Here is a 20,537-nt window from a genome sequence, read left to right as displayed (position 1 = left end):
AAATAAACCATTGTATAATTTTTTAAGCAGTGAATTGACGGATGCCCTGTTTGAATTGACGAATGGCCTTTTTGAGTTGACGGATGCTAATTATCCTCAAACTTTGTCATTACGAACTCCACACGACGGTTCTTTCTTCGGGCTTCATCGGTGAGGGTGGTGTCCAACGGTTTGCTGTCACCAAACCCTTTGGAAGTAATCCTATTTTTGTCCAAACCCAGATCAATGAGATACTGTGCTACGCTACTTGCCCTTTCCCGAGAGAGAATATCGTTGTATGCATCGGAACCCAAATCATCGGTATGCCCGCTGATGGCGACCTTTAACTCAGGATTCTTCATGAGATAGTCATAAATATCTTTGAGGCTTTGCTCCGCTTTGGGCTGCAAATCGAAACGGTCAAAGTTAAAGTTGACATGGTCCAATACATAGACTTCGTCCGTTTGGTATTCTGGACCAAGGTAGGTGAGTGTGATATCATCCAGATAGTAGTAGGCATAGCCTTCATTGTGTTTGGACGCATCATTATTGTCGAGGTAATTGGTACCAGCATTACTTTTGAAATTTCCAAGAATCAAATAGCGCTCAAATCCCTTCGCTACCATGTCAAAACTGAGTTCCATCCATTCTTGTTTATCCTGATAGTACCCCGTTACCGGGAACTGTTTGATTGGTGTAGTTTGGATGGCCGATGCCAAAAGTTCTCCTTGCGAAAGCTCCCGTTTGGTGTGCACCGAAAGTAGTTTTTCGGTAAATACTGCACCCATATCCATTACTGCCCCATCGGATTTTTCGGAAAGGCTGATAAACAAGGTCAATCGATACCGACTTCCTTTTTGCAGGGTTTCCGTTAAGGGGACCTGGATGTATTCCCGGTAATCTCTAGGAGCGTACAGATACATTCCGGCATAACCTGCTCCCTCGTATGGTGCCTGCTTTCCTTTAAAGTTCATGGGAACGCCCAGTTTGGTACGGCTACATTCGTTAAAATAATCGGTGGTTCCCAAGGTGGGAGCGCTCCAATAGGCGGCATCCTTATTGAGATTGCTCATCTTAACGGGACAGGACACAAAGTCCTCAAAACCTCCATTTTGCACCAAATTCTGGCCGTATCCTAACGAAAAACTCGTTAAAACAAGGGATAAAAACAAGGTCTGTATTGGTCTTGGCTGCATTATTTCCGTTTCAATAGGAACGGCCAACTATTGGGCAATCAATCTATTGACCGAAAATAATGAACGGTATTTTTAACAATTTATTGCCTATTTCCTTACACACTAGAAATCGAACTTATAGGATACTCCCGCCAACGCTTGGAATCCTTGGACTCGAAAATTGGCCCAACGTTGGTAATTGTTATTGGCAATATTGGAAGCTTTCACAAAGATGGAAAGCTGGTCATTAAAACGATATCCCACATGGGCATTGGCATCAAAAAATCCATCGAGGGTCACTTGATCGAATTGTAATTGTGAATCCAGCGGGTCGATTTGGGAAAGCAAGTCTTCCCTTTCACCGACGTAAAAGAGGTTGGCTCCCATATACCACTGCTCGCTAATCTGATAGTCCATAAAAACAGACCCTTTGATGGTAGGCAAATTCCACGCAGGATTATCTGTTTCCGTGTCATAATCGTAAAATTCAGCGTTCACCCCCAATGAAAAATTTCGGTTCACATCCACATTAATTTCTCCGAAAACACCCAAGGTTTTTACATCATCATAAAACACCTGAAAGGAATTGCCGAACGTATAGCTTTTCTCATCATCCCTTATGGTGTTAATGGGATTGTGGATAAAGAGTGGTTTCCTGTTCTCTGCCATATACGACCCCTTGATATTGTACCCCACATTGGAAGTCAACTGGCCCTTCAATCCCAAATAGCCTTCATACTGCCGATCGGTAGGGGTGATATCCAAAGTTGGCGAAACGAAAGGGTTTTCATTTACAAAATCGTGATAGGAATTTTGTGCCAACTCCCCCTCAATGCCCCCGTAGGCGATAACATTTTCATCCAAGACACGGTAGGACGCGGTTACAGCGGGATAGATATAAAAATTATTCTCGCTATTTTCCATATCCAGTCCGTAGACGATATTGGCCCCCAAATTCAAGGTAAGGTCATCCCGAAGAATCAACAAACTTGGCGTCACCCCAGCTTGCAAATGGCTGTAATTTTTCTCCCCTTCATTGATCGTTTCCGTGATGGACCCATTTGCAAAACTGCCCCCCACATAATCGACCTTCGCTCCAATGGTAAGCAGCTCCTCGGTAATGGGCAGCTCAAAGGTTGGGTTGATAACGGCACGGTTCTCGGCGGATTCAGTTGCATCCCACAATCGTCTCAACAACACCTGGCCACTCTTAAAATAGGAATCTTCCATATTAAAGTGCGCCTTGACCTCAGCATTGAAATAATTTTGCCGCTCATCCATCGCGTTGATTTCATCCTCGGTAAAGAATTCACTCTGGATTCCGTACCAATTATACAGTTGGTGTTGCAAACCGATGTCCGCCCCCCAATCCATGTACCGGTCCTTTTTGGCGTAGGACGCATTTAATTTGGTGTCATAAAATTCCGTGTCCAGTGGGGTGGAATCCAAATCGCCACGTGAAGAGTTGTGGGTAAGGCCAAAATCCAATAGGTCTTCGCCCCTATTGAACTCCCTGCTAGTGTAAAAGTCTACCAGGGCATTGTTGTAATTGCCCAATCCCACCGATGCATAGGAATTGTACAAGGTGGGCGGCGGGGTTTTTTCCACTCCCGATGCCTTTCCTTTCGCCGGTGTAAAAGTGGATGCCACAGGCACGGAAAAGATGCTGTAATTGATTTTTTTCTTTTGGAGCACAATGGAATCGTTCAAGCTTGGCGACGATTTGATCTTAAAGGCATCCGAAACGGTTGGAGAGTATGACTTTACCACCGTTACCGTTTCTGTACCAATATTATCCTCTTCCTGGGCGGTTACCACTCCGCAAAGGCTCAAAAAAAGCAATGAAAATATATAAGTTCTCTTTTGCATTTTGTGTCTCGTTTAGTTTTGATTGGGGTCTACGGATGAATTGCTTTCGGCTTCTTTGGTCTTGATGGTGGCCAACTCACTTTCTGCTTCTGAAACGATTTCGTCAAACTCGGAAAAATTGGAAATCACGCTTTCCAAAATGTAGGTGGCTTGAAAGGCATCTCCCAAATTGTAGAAGTTCTTGGCCATGATCACCAACCCTTTACCGGCCCACTCCTTGTAAGCAGCGTAGTCCTTGGCCAATTTTTGAACGGACTCGTTGGATGCTTCAAAATCCTGTTCCTTATTTTTAAAATAAGCATCGTAGTACCATGCTTCGGCAGCAAGCTCCCCTGATGCAATTTGTTTCACATCCTGATAGGCCGTTTTGGCCAATGCTTCATTGTCCGTAGCAATGGCGGAACGCGCTATCATGACCTGGGCGTCACTTTTGATACGATCGTCAATTTTAGGAGCGTTCAACACCTTTTCGGCATAGGCAATGGTCTGGGCATAGTCTTTTTGACCGTAATATCCTTTCATCAAATTGGACTGTGCGAAGGTTTTGTTCTCCGAAATATCCGCGGTGTTTTCCAATCTTTTCAGATAAGGAATGGCATTGGCATAATCTTGTTTTTCCACATAAATCTCGCACACGCGGGTCAGGGCCTGTTCGGTATATTCTCCATTCCCGCCATCGGCAACAGCTTTGTATTTGGGCAAAGCTTTGTCCTTTTCGCCATTGGCAAAGTAGAGTTGTGCCAAGGCAAAGTTGGCATTCTGTGCGTGTAATCCGTTGGGGAACTCTTTAAGGTAATCCTCGTATCCACGAATAGCAGCAGCCGTTTTGCCCTCAATTTGTTTTCTTTCGGCGGATTCAAAACTAGCGTTGTCCAGCTCCGCATCGGTTACCTCCACAAAGTCGAGATTTCGGGCCCAAGCGGCATATTCGCTTACCCTGCCCTCGTCCACATAAACCAATTTGGCCGTGGCAACGGCCTGTTTGGCCTCTTGGGTGTTGGGGTATTTTTGCACCACTTCCTTCAATTTGTCCAAAGCCTGTTGGTTGCGACTGGAATTGTAGTACACCAAACCGGAGCGCAGTAGTCCACGAGGTGCGAACTTACTACCAGAGTACTCCGCTACGATACGGTCATAGGTTTGCAATCCCAAATTTTCTTGGTTATTGTTGATATAGGAGTTGCCCAGTTCAAACAAGGCATCATCCCGTAAGGAAGACGTTGGGAACATGGTCAGGAATTCGTTGAGGCCTTCAATTTTTGCGGTATTGTTTCCCAAAAAGCCATCACAAAGCGTTTTTTGGAATGCCGCGTAATCCCGCTCGGGACCGTTCATCTTTGATGACGTATCGTAGGCCTTCTTCGCCAACGGATATTTACTGTTCACAAAATAGCTGTCACCCAACCGTAGATAACCATCATTTTTACGTTGATCATCAATGGCATTGGAACTTACCACATTCTGAAAATAGGAAACCGCATTGTTGTAATCCTTTAATTTGAAGTAGGTATATCCCAGATTGTAATCCAATTGGCCATATTCAGAAAGCGACTTGGCCGCTGGTGCATTCTGAAAGCGCACAAAATCTACCAAGGCCTCCTCAAAACGGTTCATCCGGTAGGCGGATTCTGCCTTCCAATACAGCGCTCGGGCCTCAAAACTAGGATTGGCAGCGCTTTTCACCGATTTGTCGAAACGTTCCCAGGCACCGTCATAATCCCCATCAATAAAAAGCTCCACCCCTCGATAGTAGGCCACTTTTTGGTAGGTTTCCTTGCTGGCGTAGTTCTGGTTCTCCTCCAAAAGTTTCATAGCACCCTCAAAATTTCGGGAAGTGATGTATGAATCTACCAACAATTCCTGAATTTCCATTTGATGTTCATCCTTGGGATAGGTTTCCAAATAAGTGGTCAATACTTGTGGTACGGGCTCGTAAGCATTACCGATTTCGTAGCTTAAGCGGGCATAGTTCAACCAAGCGTCTTTTTGGATTTCCAGACTGTAATCCATTTGCGAAGCATTTCGGAAGGCATTCAAGGCCTCGGATTTTTTGTCGAGTTTTAAATAACATTCCGCCAAGTGGTAATAGGCATTTTGGGAAACGGCATTGTTTCCGCCAATAATTTTGTTGAACTGTTGGATGGCTTTGTCGTAATCTCCGAGTTTGTAATGGCTATATCCCAACAAATAATAATCGGTATTGTTCCATTTGCCGCGTTTGCCCTTGTATGCTTCCAAGTAGGGAATGGCTTCTGCGTATTGTTCAAGATTGAAATAGCTCTCACCAATAATTTTATTGAGTTCGGATACCTCTTCGCGGTTCGATTTTGGTAGTTGCTTCTTGGCCATGGCGATGGCTTCCTCAAACTTGCCCAGCTTAAAATTCAGGTCGGCCTGATAATACGAAAGCTTTTCATTGAGCAACTCCGGGTCCTGAATTTGGTCGAAACGTGCGCTTGCGGAATTGTAATCGTCCTGTTCGTAGGCGATATATCCCAAATAATACTTGGCTTGTGAGCCATATTTTTGGGAAGTCGTGACCTTGTTCAAATAACGCTCTGCCTCTTGTGGACGCTTGGAAGCGTACAGTGCGTATCCATTGTTGAAGTTAAAGCGGTCCCGCTCGGAGTAGGGCATGGAATTTTCATCCACTTTTTTGTACCATTTGAGCGCGTAGGGATATTTACCGGTTTCAAAATAATAGTCGGCCACATCCAAAAAGGCTGAATTTCGCTTGGTAGAGGTGGGATAACGTTCCACAAAATCCTCCATCATTTTGTCGGCACCGCGCTGGTTCAAGCGAATGGCGGCATTGGCTGCATAATAAGCGCTATTGGCTTCGGTTTCGCCATCCTTGGTAGTGGCCTTTACGGATTCAAAAATATTTTGTGCGGCTTGATATTGACCATTGTTGTACAGGGCCAAGGCATCTTGATATTCTTTGTTTTCGTGGGTATATATTTTGGTTTCCTGGGCGGAAAGCACAAAAAAAGTTCCCATTAAAATGGGAAACAGTAGGAGGTTTTTTCGATTCATAGTGTTCTACGCTCTTCTCGATTGACTTTATTCATAACGTCAAAATTAGGGCCAAAGTATATTTTAAATGTCATTTGACGAAATTTACGAAGCTGTGTTTGATTAATCGGGGCTAATTGGTACTTTTGGTTCAGCTGTGAAAAAATCTTGCTCCTCACAGCTAATTCAACCTCAACATTTTATAAGGCGACATCGCCTTGACTGTAAAAAATGGACAATCCTTTTGGGCATTGTCCTATCGTCTAATTTAATTTGGTTGAAATGACATATTTGATTGGTCTTCCCATGCTGATTTTGTTGCTAGGGATTCTCTTGTTCAACAATCTCATCAGCAAGAAAAACAAGGTTGAAGAAGCCTACAGTGGCATTGATGTGATGCTTAAAAAGAGAACGGACCTGATTCCTCGCTTGGTAAATACCGTGAAAGGCGCCATGAAACATGAACGGGAAACCTTGGCCGAACTCACCCAACTGCGGGAAAAACTTTTGAATCAGGATACTGCACCCGATGAACGGTTTACCATGGAAAACAGACTAGGGAAACTCCTAGCAAACATACAGCTACGGGCCGAAGCGTATCCCGACCTGAAGGCAAATCAAAACTTTCTTTTGCTTCAGTCCAGCCTTAATGAGGTAGAAGAACAATTATCCGCGGCGCGCCGTGCCTACAACGCTGCCGTCAATTCCTTTAACAATGGAATTGAAATGTTCCCTTCCAACCTTGTAGCAAAACTAATGGGGTACACTAATAGGACACTTTTCACCATCGAACCTTCCGAAGCTAAGGCCCCTGAGGTTTCATTCTAAAACAAAGGGAAGGTGGAGCAAAAACAACAACTATTGAACAAACTTTCTCCTTTGTTACAAAAGGCCGAGGGGACGAGAAGAAAGTATCGATTTTACCAAAGATGTTATAGCTATTTGATTCTCTTATTCATTCTTGGCATGATGAGTGTGCCATTGATGATATCCTTTAATAATATCGGTTTCAGTAGATGGATGGCACGAGTTATGCCTGCTCAAAATTTTGGTATCATACAGTTTGCCATGATTGTGTATTGGCTTCTGTTCTTTATTTTGATGACAGCTACCTATAGCTTCAAAAATAAATTCAAACAAGCTGAAAGGGAGATCTTGATGAAATCGCCCCTGAATTCAAATTTGAGACTCACAAACAAATTCCCCCACAACAAATTGCCGAAAGCAAGCTGCTTCCTGGTTTTACCCCAGTAAGGAACAATAAAAAATTGCCCAGCATCCATAACCTCAACTTTGGTGTATTGAGGGGGAAGGTCGGTAATTCTTCGATTCTCATGGGCGATGTCAACATTATCAACCAAGGGGTCTACAATTACTACCTCATGTTCATTCCCTTGTTCCCGCACTTATTGGTCACTTTCAACTTTTTGCGACCATTAGTGTCCAAACACCGTTCCTCAGATCATTTTGGAAGTCATTTTGTGGGAATGTTTGCCGTCGTGGATTTTCCCAAGAAATTTAAGGGCCATACGGTTATTTTGCCCGATAGCATAGAGAAACGGGTCGGTTACTTGGCAAAAACGCTCCAAAGCCTGAATATATCAAGAGGCCAATTGGTGAAATTGGAAGATCCTGAATTCGAAAAGCATTTTGTCGTCTACAGTACCGACCAAATCGAAGCTCGTTATCTACTTTCGCCATCGTTGATGCATCGAATTACCCAACTCCGTCAAAAAATAGACAAACCCATTCTTCTGTCGTTCCACCGCAACAAACTATACTTAGGCGTGCGGCACGCCCATGGCTTTTTAAGTTTGGACAAGAGAAAAAGTCTCATAGATACCGATGTGTTCGGTATGCTGTACGAGGATATTACCACGGCCATTGGCATAGTGGAAGACCTGAATCTCAATAGGAACATTTGGAATACCGGAGCCCCTTTAGCTTCAAATTAAAATACGGATAAAGGTTCCATTTTGATAGGGCGTACCAAATTTTCAAATACTTTTGTATAACCATTGAAATGAAATTATGCCCGAGACCATCGTAAAATTACAAGACGTAGCCGTATTCCAAAACGAGAACTTAGTCCTCAACCATATTGATTTAGAGGTAAAAAAAGGGGAGTTTGTGTATGTCATCGGGAAAACGGGAAGCGGGAAAAGTAGTTTTATGAAAACCCTCTATGCCGATTTACCCCTCAGGCAAGGAACTGGACAGGTGGTTGATTTTGATTTAAAAACCTTAAAGGAGCGTGATATTCCCTTCTTACAGCGAAAACTCGGTATTGTTTTTCAAGATTTTAAACTGCTTCCCGATAGAAATGTGAACAACAACCTAAAATTTGTTCTGAAGGCCACGGGATGGAAGGACCAAAAAAAAATGGACGACAAGATTGAAGAGGTGTTGAACAAGGTGGGAATGAAAACCAAAGGTTTTAAATTTCCCCACGAACTCTCTGGTGGCGAACAGCAACGCATCGCCATTGCAAGGGCCCTCCTTAACGACCCAGAACTCATATTGGCCGACGAACCTACCGGAAACCTCGACCCGCAGACCAGTGTAGAGGTTATGAAGGTACTACAGGACATCAACCAGAACGGACGCACCATTATTATGGCCACGCACGATTACGCCCTGATCCTTAAATATCCGCACAAAACCCTAAAATGCGATGGCAGTAAGGTATTTGAAGTCATCCAAAAGGCTGTGTAGCGGGCTATTCCGTTGCTTGTCAGACGATTTCCAAAACAATTACGGGATGCGCAAAAGTTTTTGTTACTTTGTCTAAACTAATTTTGCTTCCCATATATGGAAATTCTTGGAATTGATATTGGCGGATCGGGTATCAAAGGTGCCTTGGTGAACGCCGAAACTGGAGAAATGTTGACAGAGCGTTACCGAATCCCGACCCCAAAATCCAAAAAACCCAAAGATATGGCCAAAGTAGTGGCCGAAATTGTGGACCATTTCGATTACGACGGTCCCGTTGGGTGTGGATTTCCTTCCATTGTCAAAAATGGGGTGTGCAAATCCCCAGGTAATTTGGACCCTAGCTGGGTAGGAGTGAATATCGACGAACTGTTTACCGAGTATACTGGACATGAATTTACCGTGCTCAACGATGCCGATGCCGCTGGCTATGCCTCTATGAACTACGGTGTGGGCAAGGGCAAGGATGGCTTTGTTGTCATGATTACCATAGGAACCGGTCTTGGTAGTGGTGCCTTTTATAATGGCGTTTTGATTCCGAACTTCGAATTGGGCCAAATTCCGTATAAAAAATTCAAGAAAATTGAAAAATGGGCGGCTGCCTCTGCCAAGGAACGCGAAGATTTGAGCTTCAAAAAATGGGGCAAGCGTTTCAATAAATTTTTGGAGCTCGTAGAGCTTATCGTTTGTCCGGATTTGATCATTGTAGGCGGGGGAACTTCCAAAAATTGGGAGGAATTCAGTCATCGCATCAAAATTGATACAGAAGTGGTCAAAGCGGAGTTGATGAACCATGCAGGTATCATCGGAGCTGCTGTAGCTTGTTTGCGCGAACAGCACCACGGGCATTTGCATTGATCTTTGGATTCAAGACCAAAAGATTCAAGAATCAAGACCTTTTAAAAAATAAAGCGAATGAAGATTGCTCCTCACTCGCTTTTTTTTATGCTCAAAAGTGATTTACAATTTAGACCACTTTATTTCTTTTTCTGTCCACCTCTTTTAGATAGATTTTTCGAATCCTCAAGTGATTTGGCGTTACCTCTACGTATTCATCCTTTTGGATGTATTCCAAGGCTTCTTCCAATGAAAACTTGATGGCCGGAACGATTTTTGCCTTTTCATCGGCACCGGACGAACGCACGTTGGACAACTTTTTGGTCTTGGTCACGTTCACCGTCATATCATCTTGACGGGAGTTTTCCCCAATCACCTGTCCTTCATAGATTTCCTCTCCCGGGTCAATAAAGAACTTGCCTCTTTCCTGAAGCTTGTCAATGGAATACGGAATTGCGGTACCATTTTCCATGGAAACCAAAGAACCGTTCAATCGCTGTGCAATATTTCCTTTTAAAGGCTGATATTCAAAGAATCGGTGCGCCATAATGGCCTCACCCGCCGTAGCGGTCAACAATTGGTTTCTAAGACCAATGATACCCCTCGATGGAATGATGAATTCACAGACCATTCGGGAACCACGGGCTTCCATACTGGTCATCTCCCCTTTCCGGATGGATACCATTTCTACCGCCTTTCCAGATACTTCTTCGGGCAAATCGATGGTCAAGTGCTCCACGGGCTCACATTTTACCCCATCAATCTCCTTGATGATAACCTGTGGCTGTCCAATTTGAAGCTCATACCCTTCCCTACGCATGGTTTCAATCAATACAGAAAGGTGCAATACCCCACGGCCATACACCAAAAACTTATCCGCGCTATCGGTTTGTTGAACCCGAAGTGCCAAGTTTTTCTCCAACTCCTTGTCCAAACGCTCCTTGATGTGACGGGAGGTAACAAACTTTCCATCCTTACCAAAAAACGGACTATCGTTAATGGTGAAAAGCATACTCATCGTAGGCTCATCAATGGCTATGGTCTTTAATTTTTCAGGGTTTTCGATATCGGCAACGGTATCACCAATTTCAAATCCTTCCATACCCACAATGGCGCAAATATCACCGGCCTTTACTTCTTCGACCCGTAAACGGCCCAATCCTTCAAATGTATACAGCTCCTTGATTCTTGACTTGACAACCGAACTATCCCGTTTGACCAAGGAAACTTGTTGCCCTTCGCGTAAAGTTCCCCTCTGCAATCTTCCAATGGCGATTCGTCCAGTAAAGGAAGAATAATCCAAGGACGTGATCAACATTTGGGTAGAGCCTTCCTGGGGTTTAAATTCAGGAACGTGCTCAATCACCATATCCAATAAGGGTTCAATACTGTCGGTCGGCTTTTTCCAGTCCTCGCCCATCCAGTTATTCTTGGCAGAACCATAGACTGTTGGGAAATCGAGCTGCCATTCCTCGGCGCCCAATTCAAACATCAAATCGAACACTTTTTCGTGGACTTCTTCTGGAGTACAGTTTTCCTTGTCCACTTTATTGATCACCACACAAGGCTTCAATCCAAGGTCAATGGCCTTTTGAAGCACAAAACGGGTCTGTGGCATGGGCCCTTCAAAGGCATCTACCAACAACAAAACCCCATCGGCCATGTTCAATACACGTTCTACTTCACCTCCAAAATCGGCGTGACCAGGAGTATCTATAATATTGATTTTAGTGTCTTTGTAAACAACGGAAACGTTTTTGGATACGATAGTGATCCCACGCTCCCTTTCCAGGTCGTTGTTGTCCAAAATAAGGTCGCCCTTGTTCTCGTTTTCTCGGAACAATTGGCAATGGTACATAATTTTATCGACCAAGGTAGTTTTACCGTGGTCTACGTGAGCAATGATTGCGATGTTTTTAATTTTGGACATAACCTAAATTTTAAGCCCGCAAAGATACTCCTATTTTTCATTGGGCAATACACCCAAATGTTATTTTTATCTTATTGATTTTGTGGTAGTTCCAAACCTACAGGCCAACACACCAACGCTTTTCGCTAATAATCCAGCCGATACTGAGGTTCACCACGGGCTGAACACCTCCTTTAAAAGGTCCGACATAATACCCTGCACCGGCATCTATGGAGAAACTAAAGCCGGAATCAAAACTGCGCTGTATACCGTAAACCAGTCCACCATAGCCATGAACGCCCTCTACCAAACGGCCTTCGACCACGCGACTGCCGGGTGAAAAAATGGCAGCCGATGGTGCAATATAGTTTCCGGAATTGCCGTAAATAGATCGACGTCTTCGTTGACGGCTATTGAGGTTGTGGTAGTATCTGTTCTGAACGGTGATGGCCGGAAAAAAGTCGAAATCATCCAAGGGCTGGGAGCTTGCGGGTTCCAAAGCGGCCTGATACGCCACCCGAATATCCAAGGTACTGTTGACCCCAAGGGCCATTTCGTATTCGATACCGGGGTTAAAGGCATTGAGCTTGAACTGACGAACCTCGCAATTGGTACCGTATTGGGCGTTTGCATAACAGCTTGCGAAGAGCCAAGACAAAAGTAGGAATCGGCGCATGTAGGTTAATTTGGTACTAGTATAACCCCAACTTCGCTAAAAAAGTATGCTTTGAGGGCATTTTTCATTCTAAAAACGGACCTTTTTCTTCCGTTTGGTGGCTACCCATCCCAAAGTCACATTGATCAGAGGGCCATAGCCACTCGGCACACCATCGCCCCGATAATAGCCGGCACCGAGTTCCACGTTAAAGTTGAAGCCTTTTTCGTAGGTACGTTGAATGCCGTACACCATCCCAAAGAATCCGAGATTAAAGTCACCTACGGCGTCAACATTTGTCGAAATCTGTAATTGCGAAAAGAAAATCGCCTGCGCTGCGGCAATGTAGTTGCCCGAATTGCCCGAAGTGTTTTTGTCCAGTCTTGCCCTTCGATTAAAATTATGGTAGTATCGGTAGCGGTTGTTCATGGCCAATCCGAACACATAACCTTCTTCATAGGTGGCCAAACCAAAACCAAGGTTGGAGGAAACACTTTGGTTCCTAAAAAGTCCCAATTCATAAGTGAATCCCGGGCTCAATAAATTCAATTGAAATTGGTGCCGCTCCAGATGTACCAAATCAAATGTACCTCCCCGCTCTTGCCATTGAGCATTGGAAAGTAATGGAATCAAACAGAGGGTCAGCAAAATTATTTTGTATTTCATAGTTGATGGTTTATCTAGATAAATCTAAAAAGGATGCCACGGTTAAATACTATCTTTGTGCAAACTTTAAGAAATGGATATCACAAAAATCCCACAGCTAAAACATACGGACAGTAATAATTTTTTCTTGTTGGCGGGCCCCTGTGCCATTGAGGGCGAGGACATGGCCATGCGCATTGCAGAAAAAGTGGTCAGCATTACGGACAAGCTGCACATCCCCTACGTTTTTAAAGGAAGTTTTAAAAAAGCCAACCGTAGCCGGATTGATTCCTTTACCGGGATTGGTGATGAAAAAGCCTTGAAGATCTTAAAAAAGGTATCGGACACCTTTGGTGTTCCTACCATTACGGATATCCACGAAATTTCCGATGCCGCCATGGCAGCAGAATATGTGGATGTGCTCCAGATTCCTGCCTTTTTGGTGCGACAAACTGATTTGGTAGTGGCCGCCGCCGAAACGGGCAAGGTGGTCAATTTAAAGAAAGGGCAATTTATGAGCCCCGAAAGTATGAAACATGCCGTAGCGAAGGTGGTTGATTCGGGCAACGAACAGGTTTGGATAACCGATCGTGGCACCATGTTCGGGTATCAAGATATGATCGTGGATTTTCGCGGTGTTCCCACCATGAAGCAATACGCTCCCGTGGTGTTGGATGTAACCCACTCCCTACAACAGCCCAACCAATCTTCTGGGGTTACGGGCGGTAGGCCAGCACTCATAGGCACTATGGCCCGCGCTGGCATCGCAGCGGGTGTGGATGGACTTTTTATGGAGACCCATTTTGACCCGGCCAACGCGAAAAGTGACGGCGCCAACATGTTGGACTTAAGTCTTTTGGAAAAATTATTGACCGACTTAACGGCTATCCGACAGACCATTAATTCACTGTAATCCTTTAGCGTTTATAAAAACCCTTGTGCTTTTGGGCGTAGCATTCCTGCAGTACGTCCACCAACACCTCTTGGTCGATTTCTTCCAATTTAGAATACCGTAGGGATTTGACCACTTTACGGTTTTCCGTAACCATTTTATCCAAATGCAGGGTGAGATGGGCCGAGTTCCAAAACGCAATGTCCACATAGCGTTTCTTTTGGGAAACGTTCAAATAGCAAATGGGCTGTTTACCTGCATAAAAACAAGGAATATTCCATTTATACTTCATATCCACTTGGGGCACTACCGATTCAATTACGGCTTTTAGGTGCAATAAAATACTTCTGAAAGGTTCCTTTTGGTTGAGGATATAGTTTTCGGCTGGGTTCATACTGATCGAATGATTGCGCCCTTATGTGCGTTTGAACATTTTTTTCGCCAACTGCATCAACAAAACGGCTACAAGACCAATTGTCAAGCCCAGTAAAAATTCCTTTAGCATGGTAGGCCATGCAGGAAGTAAATGATGAAAAAAGTCGATATTATGGTTAAAAATACCACCGGACACCAAAAGCAAGGCCAAAGTACCCACAACAGCCAATCCTTTGATAATCTTGGGAAGTGCATTGACCAACACCAGACCAACCTTATCCGAAAAACTATCCGTTCTATCGTTTAGATTGATGAGTCGATACCCGTAATCGTCCATTCGGACAATCAGGGCCACAATACCGTAAACCCCGACAGTGGCCAAAAGGGCCACAATGGAAACGGTGGCAATCTGGATGGTAAGCGTTTCATTGACCACGGTACTCAACGCGATAATGACAATTTCCACAGACAGTATAAAATCTGTGATAATGGCCTGTTTGATTTTTTTCTTTTCCAGCTCGGGCAGTTCTTCTTCCGGGACTTCGGTGGGATCATCATACTTTTCTTCATCATTTCGATGAAAGATGTACTCGTATACTTTTTCCGCACCTTCATAAGCCAAGTATATTCCTCCAAGAATCAGAATTACGGTAATGGCAGTGGGCAAATAAGCACTTAGCAAAAAGGCTATCGGCAGAATAATCAATTTGTTCACAAAAGACCCTTTGGTAATGGCCCAAAGCACGGGAATCTCCCTGCTGGCCAAAAAGCCTGTGGCCTTCTCTGCATTTACGGCCAAATCGTCGCCCAAGATGCCCGCTGTTTTTTTGGTGGCTACCTTGCTCATGGTCGCCACATCGTCCATGAGGGCGGAGATATCATCCAAAACTGCGAAAAAACCTGAAGCCATATCAATCTATTAGGGTTAGTGAATTTGCACTTGTTGGTCACAAAATAAACAAATACAACGCTAACAAGTGATATAAGAGATATTAAAAAACGTAGAAAGGGTTTAAGCGCCTTCCATGGACAACAAAGTGGCTGCCCAAATAATCAATGAAGAAAAGAAGATTCCGATGGTATTGGCGGCAAAAGCCTCGCGCTTTTTCATTTTAAAAAGATAGGCGGCGATGCTACCGGCGTAGACTCCAGTGCCGGGCAACGGAATCATCACAAAAAGTACAATGCCCAAAAAACCGAAACGCTGTATTTTCTTTCCTGAACCTTTCTTGGCGCGCTGCCCCACAAAAACAGCGGACTTTTTGTAAAATCGCCATTTGATCAAGTGACGGTTGATGTATTCCAAAAAGAACATCATCAAGGGAAATACGAGTACATTGGCTCCAAAACAAACGATAAAGACCAGATATTCATTGGCGCCTTGATAAATTCCGTAGGGAATACCAACTTTTGCCTCTCCGAACGGGGAAAGGCTCCACAGTGCCGCTATGAGTAAATCGATATGCAAGTAGCCTAGATTTAGAACTTGCAAAAATATTGAGGTTTTGGCTTACATAGCCTCTCAAAACCCTTAAATATTTACTAATTGTGATTTAAAAGTCTACTCAGTGCCATCTTATGCAACCGAAGAGAAAGGAGCGCCGTTAATGACCAAATCAAAATCGGGCAACAGCTTACGAATGTACTCCATGGGTGTTTTTTCGGAGATGTAGACCCATTTTTTATCCACATTCACATCAAAATGAAAACTTGTAAAGTCGGCATCCACATCCAAACGGGACAACAAAAACCTCGTAATTTTTGGTCTTAGGCTGTATTCCATGTCGATACAGGTCCGTTGCATTGCAGGACTGTCGTCCCCAGAAAATACCCAATTGAACTTCACGTGCTTTTAAAAAGTTTAAGAGATACAATATACTAAAAAACAACCCATTACCAACTTCTCTGGAATGTTTTTGGATATACGGTCACTCTTGCCCGTCCACATAATCCTGAAGGTAGGCATAGCGAGAGGTCAGCCTCCCATTTTGGGTCATGAGGGCGCTTTGGAGAATACCATCTTTATCTTTGTTGAAAAAGGAGGGAATGACGTGTTTTGAGAATGCTTCGCCAAAACCTACGCTGGCGTCCCTTGGCAACTCACACGGAAGGTTGTCTACAGCCATTACAGCAATGACATCTTCTTCTTTGTAATCCGTTTCGGATTCGGTTGCGGGATCGTACCCGTAAATAGGTTCCGCTATGGTGGAGGGACGAATGGTACTGGCCACGGGACCATCGATATCACAACTGATGTCCGCTACCACCTTGATTTTAAAATCTGGGTGTTTTACGTCCTCGCGGGTATACAGGTAGGGAGCGCCATCCCCATAAAAATGTCCGGCAATATAAAAATCGGTAACCTTGGCATAGCGGAAAAAATCGGATTGGTACTCCCCTGGGTTTTGAAAAAAATCGGCTTTATTGCCCTTTATCCCATCCTTACGTTTTACATAGTAGGAAACATCGATTTGACAGTAGACGGGTTCTTGAAAAGTATTTGTCAAGTATTCATTCGAAGAAACCTCTCTTAATCCCATAGCATCAAGCATCTCTTTGGCACCGTTGCCCACACGCCCTTTGCCAGTAAGCAGTATTTTGATGTTGGGCAACTCTATTTTCTTGAGTTCCGCAATCAGCGCTTGTTGGTCCAACAGTGATTCGGCCTTGGGCAATTGGAACAGGTCATATTTGAGGCCATAGGCCCTAAATCCATTGTAGGCCCCAACAATGCCGGCATACCGGCCAAAGGCCACCAATCTTGCTCCTTTGGGATTGGTGATAACTTCGTGGTCGTACAGTTCGATGTTCTTTTCCAAAATGGCACGCAGCAATTCCCTGTTGTAGGGCTGTTTTTTGATGGTATGGGAAAAGAAAAAGTATTTTTTATTGGGAATCAATGCATCGATAGGAACTTCCTTTACGCCAAGAAGTACGTCACAGGAGGACAGATCGGTTACCACTTGTATGCCTTTTTCACTGTATTCACTGTCCGAAAACACACGAATTGGTGAAGATTCGACCCTAATTTGGGCTTCTGGATATTTGGAAAGGACATTTTGACATTCTGTTGGTGACAGGACCACCCTGCGATCGGGCGGATTTTTGCGTTCCCTAATGATTCCGAACTTCATATGGTATTTTGGTATAATTGTTGACCAAAATAAGGGGAAAAGGTCGGGCAAGCAAACTTTTTATGGTTTGATGGTTATGCATTACCTTTGCCGACCGCGTTAGGGATAGAGGCGATATCCTTTTTTGTTATTCGACTACTTTCTGTTTCTCGACTGCGCTCGAAATGACAGAAAAAGATAAAGCCGATAGCCCGACCCAAATATGGCTTTGCCAAATTTGGGGAACGCCCAAAAATTATATATGTTCGATACGAACAGAGTTCTTTGATAGAAAAGTGAGTAGGATGAGGTCCCGAAACAAGTTCGGGACGTAATTCGATTACGCAAATTAAAAATTTGCTATCTCATTACGGGGCCGACCGGTTTTGACAGCAAGACCAATGGCGATGTAAGCATGCCGAGCGCTGGGATACAGCTCGTTAATCTCATATTTCACACTTTTAATTGGCGAAAATAATTACGCTCTTGCCGCATAATCTGAATTATAGTAGGATATGCCTCGTCCCTACAAGGTAGGGAAGCGAGATGTTCCTGAATAGCCCTTGTTGACGGCGATTCGTATAGGAGCACCAAAAAAGTCAACAAAAGGGTGTTCGTTCGCTTTGGCGACACCTCTAAAACCAAAGAAGCTAAGTGTATATTAGGCCGTATCTGGTCAGGTATGCATCGAAAATTAAGCAGATACTAAGCATGTAGAAAGCATGGTTATTGCTTGTTTGGACGAGGGTTCGAATCCCTCCGGCTCCACTAGAACGCCATCAAAACAAAACAACAAACCTGTAAATTACTGATTTACAGGTTTTTTTATTTTATTTAGTTTCATTTATCTTCAATTAAAACCAATTTAAAAGGCACCAAATCGATACCCATTTTAAAAATCAAAAAAAGGTATCGATTTCTCTGTAATTTGTTCTTTTTTAATATTTTACAAAACTCTAATAAGTTATTTTTTATACCTTTATTGACATAAATCGATACCCAAAATATGTCAAATTCCTTTGCCGTCTTATTTTACCTTAAAGACAAACGCCTCGACAAGAACGGAAAAGCTGAACTATACCTAAGATTAACGGTAAATGGCCAACGATCTGTAATAAGCCTTCATAGAAAGATCGACCCTGAAAAATGGGACTCAAGAATGAACAAATTGAAAGGAAAGGGAGTTGAATCCGAAGAGTTGAATAGATTCATGGCCACTGTTCGTCATAAGATAAACAAGATTCACCATGAGTTGGTAGAAGAAGGAGAGTTTTTCACCGTACATGATGTAAAGGATAAATTTTTAGGCAATGATAAAAGGGTTAAGATGCTCTTGGAACTATTTGATGAACATAACCAACAAATGAAGAAGCTGATTGATATTGAATTTGCCTTAGGCACCTATAAGAGATATCATACCACACGAAACCATGTGGCCGAATTTATAAAGTCTGAATTCCAAAAAAAGGACATCCCGGTTCGGGATGTGGATTTAAAATTCATTAAAGGATTTGAATACTTCTTAAAAACAGCCAAAGAATGCAACCATAACTCGGCTTTGAAATATATCAATAATTTCAAAAAGATTGTCCGTATGGCTGTTGCCCATGAATGGATTTCCAAAGACCCTTTTTACAACTACAAAGTGCAGTTCAAAACCGTGGAACGAGAATTCCTATCCAAAGAGGAATTACAGACTTTGGTCGACAAGGAGATTAAAGGAGAACGCTTGAATGTAGTAAGGGATATGTTCGTGTTCTGCTGTTATACGGGACTGTCCTATATCGATGTTCAGAAACTACATCCAGACAACATCGTAACCCATATTGATGGAAGTCTTTGGATAAAATCCAAACGTACCAAAACAAATTCCAGATTGGGCATTCCTCTACTCCCAACAGCATTGGCCATTATCGAAAAGTACCAAGACCACCCTAAGATCATCAATGGAGATTGTGTACTTCCCGTTTTGAGCAATCAGAAATCCAATGCCTACCTCAAGGAAATTGCAGAACTCTGTGGAATCAAAAAGAATCTCACCACCCATTTGGCCCGCCATACTTTTGCCACTACAATAACCCTTTCCAACGGGGTTCCCATCGAAACGGTCGGGCAAATGCTCGGCCATAAAAATTTAATGACCTCCTCCCAATATTAGGTACCGGTCATAACTAGAGAATCGGGGCTATTTTGATTCATTTCGATGTACTCGTTGGGAGACATGTCCCCCAACGAGCTGTGCGGTCTATAATTGTTATAGTCCTCTTTCCAAATATCGAACTTTTCCTGGGCATCCTCCAAGGAGAAGAACCAATTGGCGTTCAGGCACTCATACCTAAATGAGCCATTAAAACTTTCGATAAAAGGATTGTCCGTTGGTTTTCCTGGCCTTGAGAAGTCAAGTTCGACATTGTTCCCATAGGCCCATTTGTCCAATACCTTACTGATGAACTCACTTCCATTATCCACTTTGACACGCTTTGGCAGCACTTCGTTCCCAAAAGTAATGGCTTCCATTACCTGTACGACATCACTTCCTTTAAGAGACTTTCCCGCATGGATGGCCAAACACTTGCGGCTATAGTTATCCACTACAGTCAATGCCCTGAAACGGCTCCCGTTGTACAACTGGTCCGAGACAAAATCCATGCTCCAACATTCGTTCAAACTAGAGGCGTTCCCCTCTGCGGGTTGTCTGTGTGCGGCGGAACGGTTCCGTTTGGGCCGCTTGCTCCTCAGGTTCAGACCTTCCTCGCAATAGACCCGGTACATGCGTTTGTGGTTGTCCATGAAACCCTCCCGTCTCAAAAGGATATGGATACGCCAGAACCCGTAACGTACCCTGACGGCGGCAATCTCGTTCATCCGCATGCGCAACAGTTCATCGCTACGGCCCTTGGCCCTGTAATAGAAAACGCTCTTGTGCAGCAATATGAGCTTGCAGCAACGCTGGACGGAAATATTGTACTCCATCCTTATATTTTCGACCATCCCGCGCTTTCGGGACGGTCTCAGAACTTTTTTTTCAGCACGTCCTGCAGGATCTGTTTGTCCAAGCTCAGGTCGGCGACCAGTTTCTTCAACTGTGCGTTCTCCTCCTCCAGGTTCTTCAGCCTCCGTAGTTCGGAGACACCAAGCCCGCCATATTTCTTCTTCCAATTGTAGAACGTGGCCTCGCTGATGCCCATCTTGCGGCATACCTCCTGGATACGGGTCCCCGTCTCCGCCTGTTTGATCGCAAATACGATCTGCGACTCAGAATACTTTGATCGTTTCATAAGCAAATACTTGTTTAAAGTTAAACATTTATCCGCCCGGAATTCTCTAATTCTAAACTGTCCGGTTTAACGGGAGGAGGTCA

The 20,537-nt window shown here is 43.8% G+C and carries 18 protein-coding genes and 1 other RNA gene; 7 read left to right on the top strand and 12 right to left on the bottom strand.

Going from position 1 to position 20,537, the window contains the following annotated elements:
- Positions 1 to 86: 86 nt before the first annotated feature.
- The 3 genes from EO130_RS09390 to EO130_RS09380 all read right to left on the bottom strand — a co-directional run bounded on the left by EO130_RS09390 (position 87) and on the right by EO130_RS09380 (position 6,059).
- Positions 87 to 1,175 carry an OmpA family protein gene (locus tag EO130_RS09390; protein ID WP_127141261.1) on the bottom strand — a complete coding sequence of 363 codons (1,089 nt, stop codon included), beginning with the start codon at positions 1,173 to 1,175 and terminating at the stop codon, positions 87 to 89.
- A gap of 102 nt (positions 1,176 to 1,277) precedes the next feature.
- Positions 1,278 to 3,023: a TonB-dependent receptor gene (locus EO130_RS09385; RefSeq protein ID WP_127141260.1), complete on the bottom strand. Its 1,746-nt coding sequence runs from the start codon at positions 3,021 to 3,023 to the stop codon at positions 1,278 to 1,280.
- A 12-nt stretch (positions 3,024 to 3,035) separates the two neighbouring features.
- Positions 3,036 to 6,059, bottom strand: coding sequence for a tetratricopeptide repeat protein (locus EO130_RS09380; RefSeq protein ID WP_127141259.1), 3,024 nt, complete (start codon positions 6,057 to 6,059; stop codon positions 3,036 to 3,038).
- Between the two features lie 261 nt (positions 6,060 to 6,320).
- On the opposite strand from EO130_RS09380, the gene EO130_RS09375 reads away from it, so the two are divergent.
- The 4 genes from EO130_RS09375 to ppgK all read left to right on the top strand — a co-directional run bounded on the left by EO130_RS09375 (position 6,321) and on the right by ppgK (position 9,608).
- Complete coding sequence (locus EO130_RS09375; protein WP_127141258.1) at positions 6,321 to 6,866, top strand: LemA family protein; 546 nt, start codon at positions 6,321 to 6,323, stop codon at positions 6,864 to 6,866.
- Between the two features lie 440 nt (positions 6,867 to 7,306).
- A complete protein-coding gene (locus EO130_RS09370) occupies positions 7,307 to 7,993 on the top strand; it encodes a DUF3137 domain-containing protein (RefSeq protein WP_127141257.1) in 687 nt (228 codons plus the stop codon).
- Between the two features lie 76 nt (positions 7,994 to 8,069).
- The gene (locus tag EO130_RS09365) at positions 8,070 to 8,753 is read left to right on the top strand and encodes a cell division ATP-binding protein FtsE (RefSeq protein ID WP_127141256.1); all 684 of its coding nucleotides are present in this window, start codon (positions 8,070 to 8,072) and stop codon (positions 8,751 to 8,753) included.
- A 96-nt stretch (positions 8,754 to 8,849) separates the two neighbouring features.
- The gene (gene ppgK / locus EO130_RS09360; protein ID WP_127141255.1) at positions 8,850 to 9,608 is read left to right on the top strand and encodes a polyphosphate--glucose phosphotransferase; all 759 of its coding nucleotides are present in this window, start codon (positions 8,850 to 8,852) and stop codon (positions 9,606 to 9,608) included.
- Positions 9,609 to 9,717: 109 nt separating this feature from the next.
- On the opposite strand, the gene typA is transcribed toward ppgK, so the two are convergent.
- From typA to EO130_RS09345, 3 genes are all read right to left on the bottom strand, one after another.
- Positions 9,718 to 11,517, bottom strand: a complete 1,800-nt coding sequence (gene typA / locus EO130_RS09355; protein ID WP_127141254.1) for a translational GTPase TypA — start codon at positions 11,515 to 11,517, stop codon at positions 9,718 to 9,720.
- 97 nt (positions 11,518 to 11,614) lie between these two features.
- Positions 11,615 to 12,172, bottom strand: a complete 558-nt coding sequence (locus tag EO130_RS09350) for a hypothetical protein (protein WP_127141253.1) — start codon at positions 12,170 to 12,172, stop codon at positions 11,615 to 11,617.
- Between the two features lie 69 nt (positions 12,173 to 12,241).
- Entirely contained in the window at positions 12,242 to 12,817 is a 576-nt protein-coding gene (locus EO130_RS09345) for a hypothetical protein (RefSeq protein WP_127141252.1), read from the bottom strand.
- A 73-nt stretch (positions 12,818 to 12,890) separates the two neighbouring features.
- Between EO130_RS09345 and kdsA the strand changes: the two genes are divergently transcribed.
- Positions 12,891 to 13,709 carry a 3-deoxy-8-phosphooctulonate synthase gene (gene kdsA, locus EO130_RS09340; protein ID WP_127141251.1) on the top strand — a complete coding sequence of 273 codons (819 nt, stop codon included), beginning with the start codon at positions 12,891 to 12,893 and terminating at the stop codon, positions 13,707 to 13,709.
- Positions 13,710 to 13,713: 4 nt separating this feature from the next.
- Here kdsA and EO130_RS09335 read toward each other — a convergent pair whose 3' ends face one another.
- From EO130_RS09335 to EO130_RS09315, 5 genes are all read right to left on the bottom strand, one after another.
- Positions 13,714 to 14,082, bottom strand: a complete 369-nt coding sequence (locus EO130_RS09335; protein ID WP_127141250.1) for a DUF1801 domain-containing protein — start codon at positions 14,080 to 14,082, stop codon at positions 13,714 to 13,716.
- Positions 14,083 to 14,103: 21 nt separating this feature from the next.
- Positions 14,104 to 14,973: a DUF808 domain-containing protein gene (locus tag EO130_RS09330; protein WP_127141249.1), complete on the bottom strand. Its 870-nt coding sequence runs from the start codon at positions 14,971 to 14,973 to the stop codon at positions 14,104 to 14,106.
- A gap of 102 nt (positions 14,974 to 15,075) precedes the next feature.
- Positions 15,076 to 15,555 (bottom strand): COG2426 family protein, encoded by a 480-nt coding sequence (locus EO130_RS09325; protein ID WP_417935514.1) that lies wholly within the window; start codon positions 15,553 to 15,555, stop codon positions 15,076 to 15,078.
- 84 nt (positions 15,556 to 15,639) lie between these two features.
- On the bottom strand, positions 15,640 to 15,909 hold the full coding sequence (locus tag EO130_RS09320) for a hypothetical protein (protein ID WP_127141248.1): 270 nt from the start codon (positions 15,907 to 15,909) through the stop codon (positions 15,640 to 15,642).
- Positions 15,910 to 15,991: 82 nt separating this feature from the next.
- Positions 15,992 to 17,197, bottom strand: coding sequence for an NAD(P)-dependent oxidoreductase (locus EO130_RS09315; protein WP_127141247.1), 1,206 nt, complete (start codon positions 17,195 to 17,197; stop codon positions 15,992 to 15,994).
- Between the two features lie 351 nt (positions 17,198 to 17,548).
- Between EO130_RS09315 and ssrA the strand changes: the two genes are divergently transcribed.
- Together ssrA and EO130_RS09305 are read left to right on the top strand one after the other, a co-directional pair.
- Positions 17,549 to 17,947: a transfer-messenger RNA gene (gene ssrA / locus EO130_RS09310) on the top strand.
- Between the two features lie 235 nt (positions 17,948 to 18,182).
- Positions 18,183 to 19,334: a site-specific integrase gene (locus EO130_RS09305; RefSeq protein ID WP_127141246.1), complete on the top strand. Its 1,152-nt coding sequence runs from the start codon at positions 18,183 to 18,185 to the stop codon at positions 19,332 to 19,334.
- Here EO130_RS09305 and EO130_RS09300 read toward each other — a convergent pair.
- Positions 19,331 to 20,454, bottom strand: a protein-coding gene (locus tag EO130_RS09300; RefSeq protein ID WP_417935513.1) for an IS3 family transposase whose coding sequence is annotated in 2 segments (ribosomal slippage) — positions 19,331 to 20,202 and positions 20,202 to 20,454 — 1,125 coding nt in all. Because the reading frame shifts where the segments join, the coding sequence is not laid out codon by codon here. The genes EO130_RS09305 and EO130_RS09300 overlap by 4 nt on opposite strands.
- Positions 20,455 to 20,537 lie beyond the last annotated feature (83 nt).

Source organism: Flagellimonas marinaquae, assembly GCF_003992675.1.
In the GTDB taxonomy this organism is placed as follows: Bacteria; Bacteroidota; Bacteroidia; order Flavobacteriales; family Flavobacteriaceae; genus Flagellimonas; species Flagellimonas marinaquae.
The sequence above is the reverse complement of the archived record's forward strand: the minus strand, read 5'-3'. Positions and strand labels throughout refer to the sequence as shown.

Bases quoted from the DNA above. Each gene is read 5' to 3' on its own strand.
- typA (WP_127141254.1), bottom strand. From the start codon at position 11,517: ATGTCCAAAATTAAAAACATCGCAATCATTGCTCACGTAGACCACGGT.
- EO130_RS09365 (WP_127141256.1), top strand. From the start codon at position 8,070: ATGCCCGAGACCATCGTAAAATTACAAGACGTAGCCGTATTCCAAAAC.
- EO130_RS09390 (WP_127141261.1), bottom strand. From the start codon at position 1,175: ATGCAGCCAAGACCAATACAGACCTTGTTTTTATCCCTTGTTTTAACG.
- kdsA (WP_127141251.1), top strand. From the start codon at position 12,891: ATGGATATCACAAAAATCCCACAGCTAAAACATACGGACAGTAATAAT.
- ppgK (WP_127141255.1), top strand. From the start codon at position 8,850: ATGGAAATTCTTGGAATTGATATTGGCGGATCGGGTATCAAAGGTGCC.
- EO130_RS09345 (WP_127141252.1), bottom strand. From the start codon at position 12,817: ATGAAATACAAAATAATTTTGCTGACCCTCTGTTTGATTCCATTACTT.
- EO130_RS09350 (WP_127141253.1), bottom strand. From the start codon at position 12,172: ATGCGCCGATTCCTACTTTTGTCTTGGCTCTTCGCAAGCTGTTATGCA.
- EO130_RS09335 (WP_127141250.1), bottom strand. From the start codon at position 14,082: ATGAACCCAGCCGAAAACTATATCCTCAACCAAAAGGAACCTTTCAGA.
- EO130_RS09330 (WP_127141249.1), bottom strand. From the start codon at position 14,973: ATGGCTTCAGGTTTTTTCGCAGTTTTGGATGATATCTCCGCCCTCATG.
- EO130_RS09375 (WP_127141258.1), top strand. From the start codon at position 6,321: ATGACATATTTGATTGGTCTTCCCATGCTGATTTTGTTGCTAGGGATT.
- EO130_RS09305 (WP_127141246.1), top strand. From the start codon at position 18,183: ATGTCAAATTCCTTTGCCGTCTTATTTTACCTTAAAGACAAACGCCTC.
- EO130_RS09385 (WP_127141260.1), bottom strand. From the start codon at position 3,023: ATGCAAAAGAGAACTTATATATTTTCATTGCTTTTTTTGAGCCTTTGC.
- EO130_RS09380 (WP_127141259.1), bottom strand. From the start codon at position 6,059: ATGAATCGAAAAAACCTCCTACTGTTTCCCATTTTAATGGGAACTTTT.
- EO130_RS09315 (WP_127141247.1), bottom strand. From the start codon at position 17,197: ATGAAGTTCGGAATCATTAGGGAACGCAAAAATCCGCCCGATCGCAGG.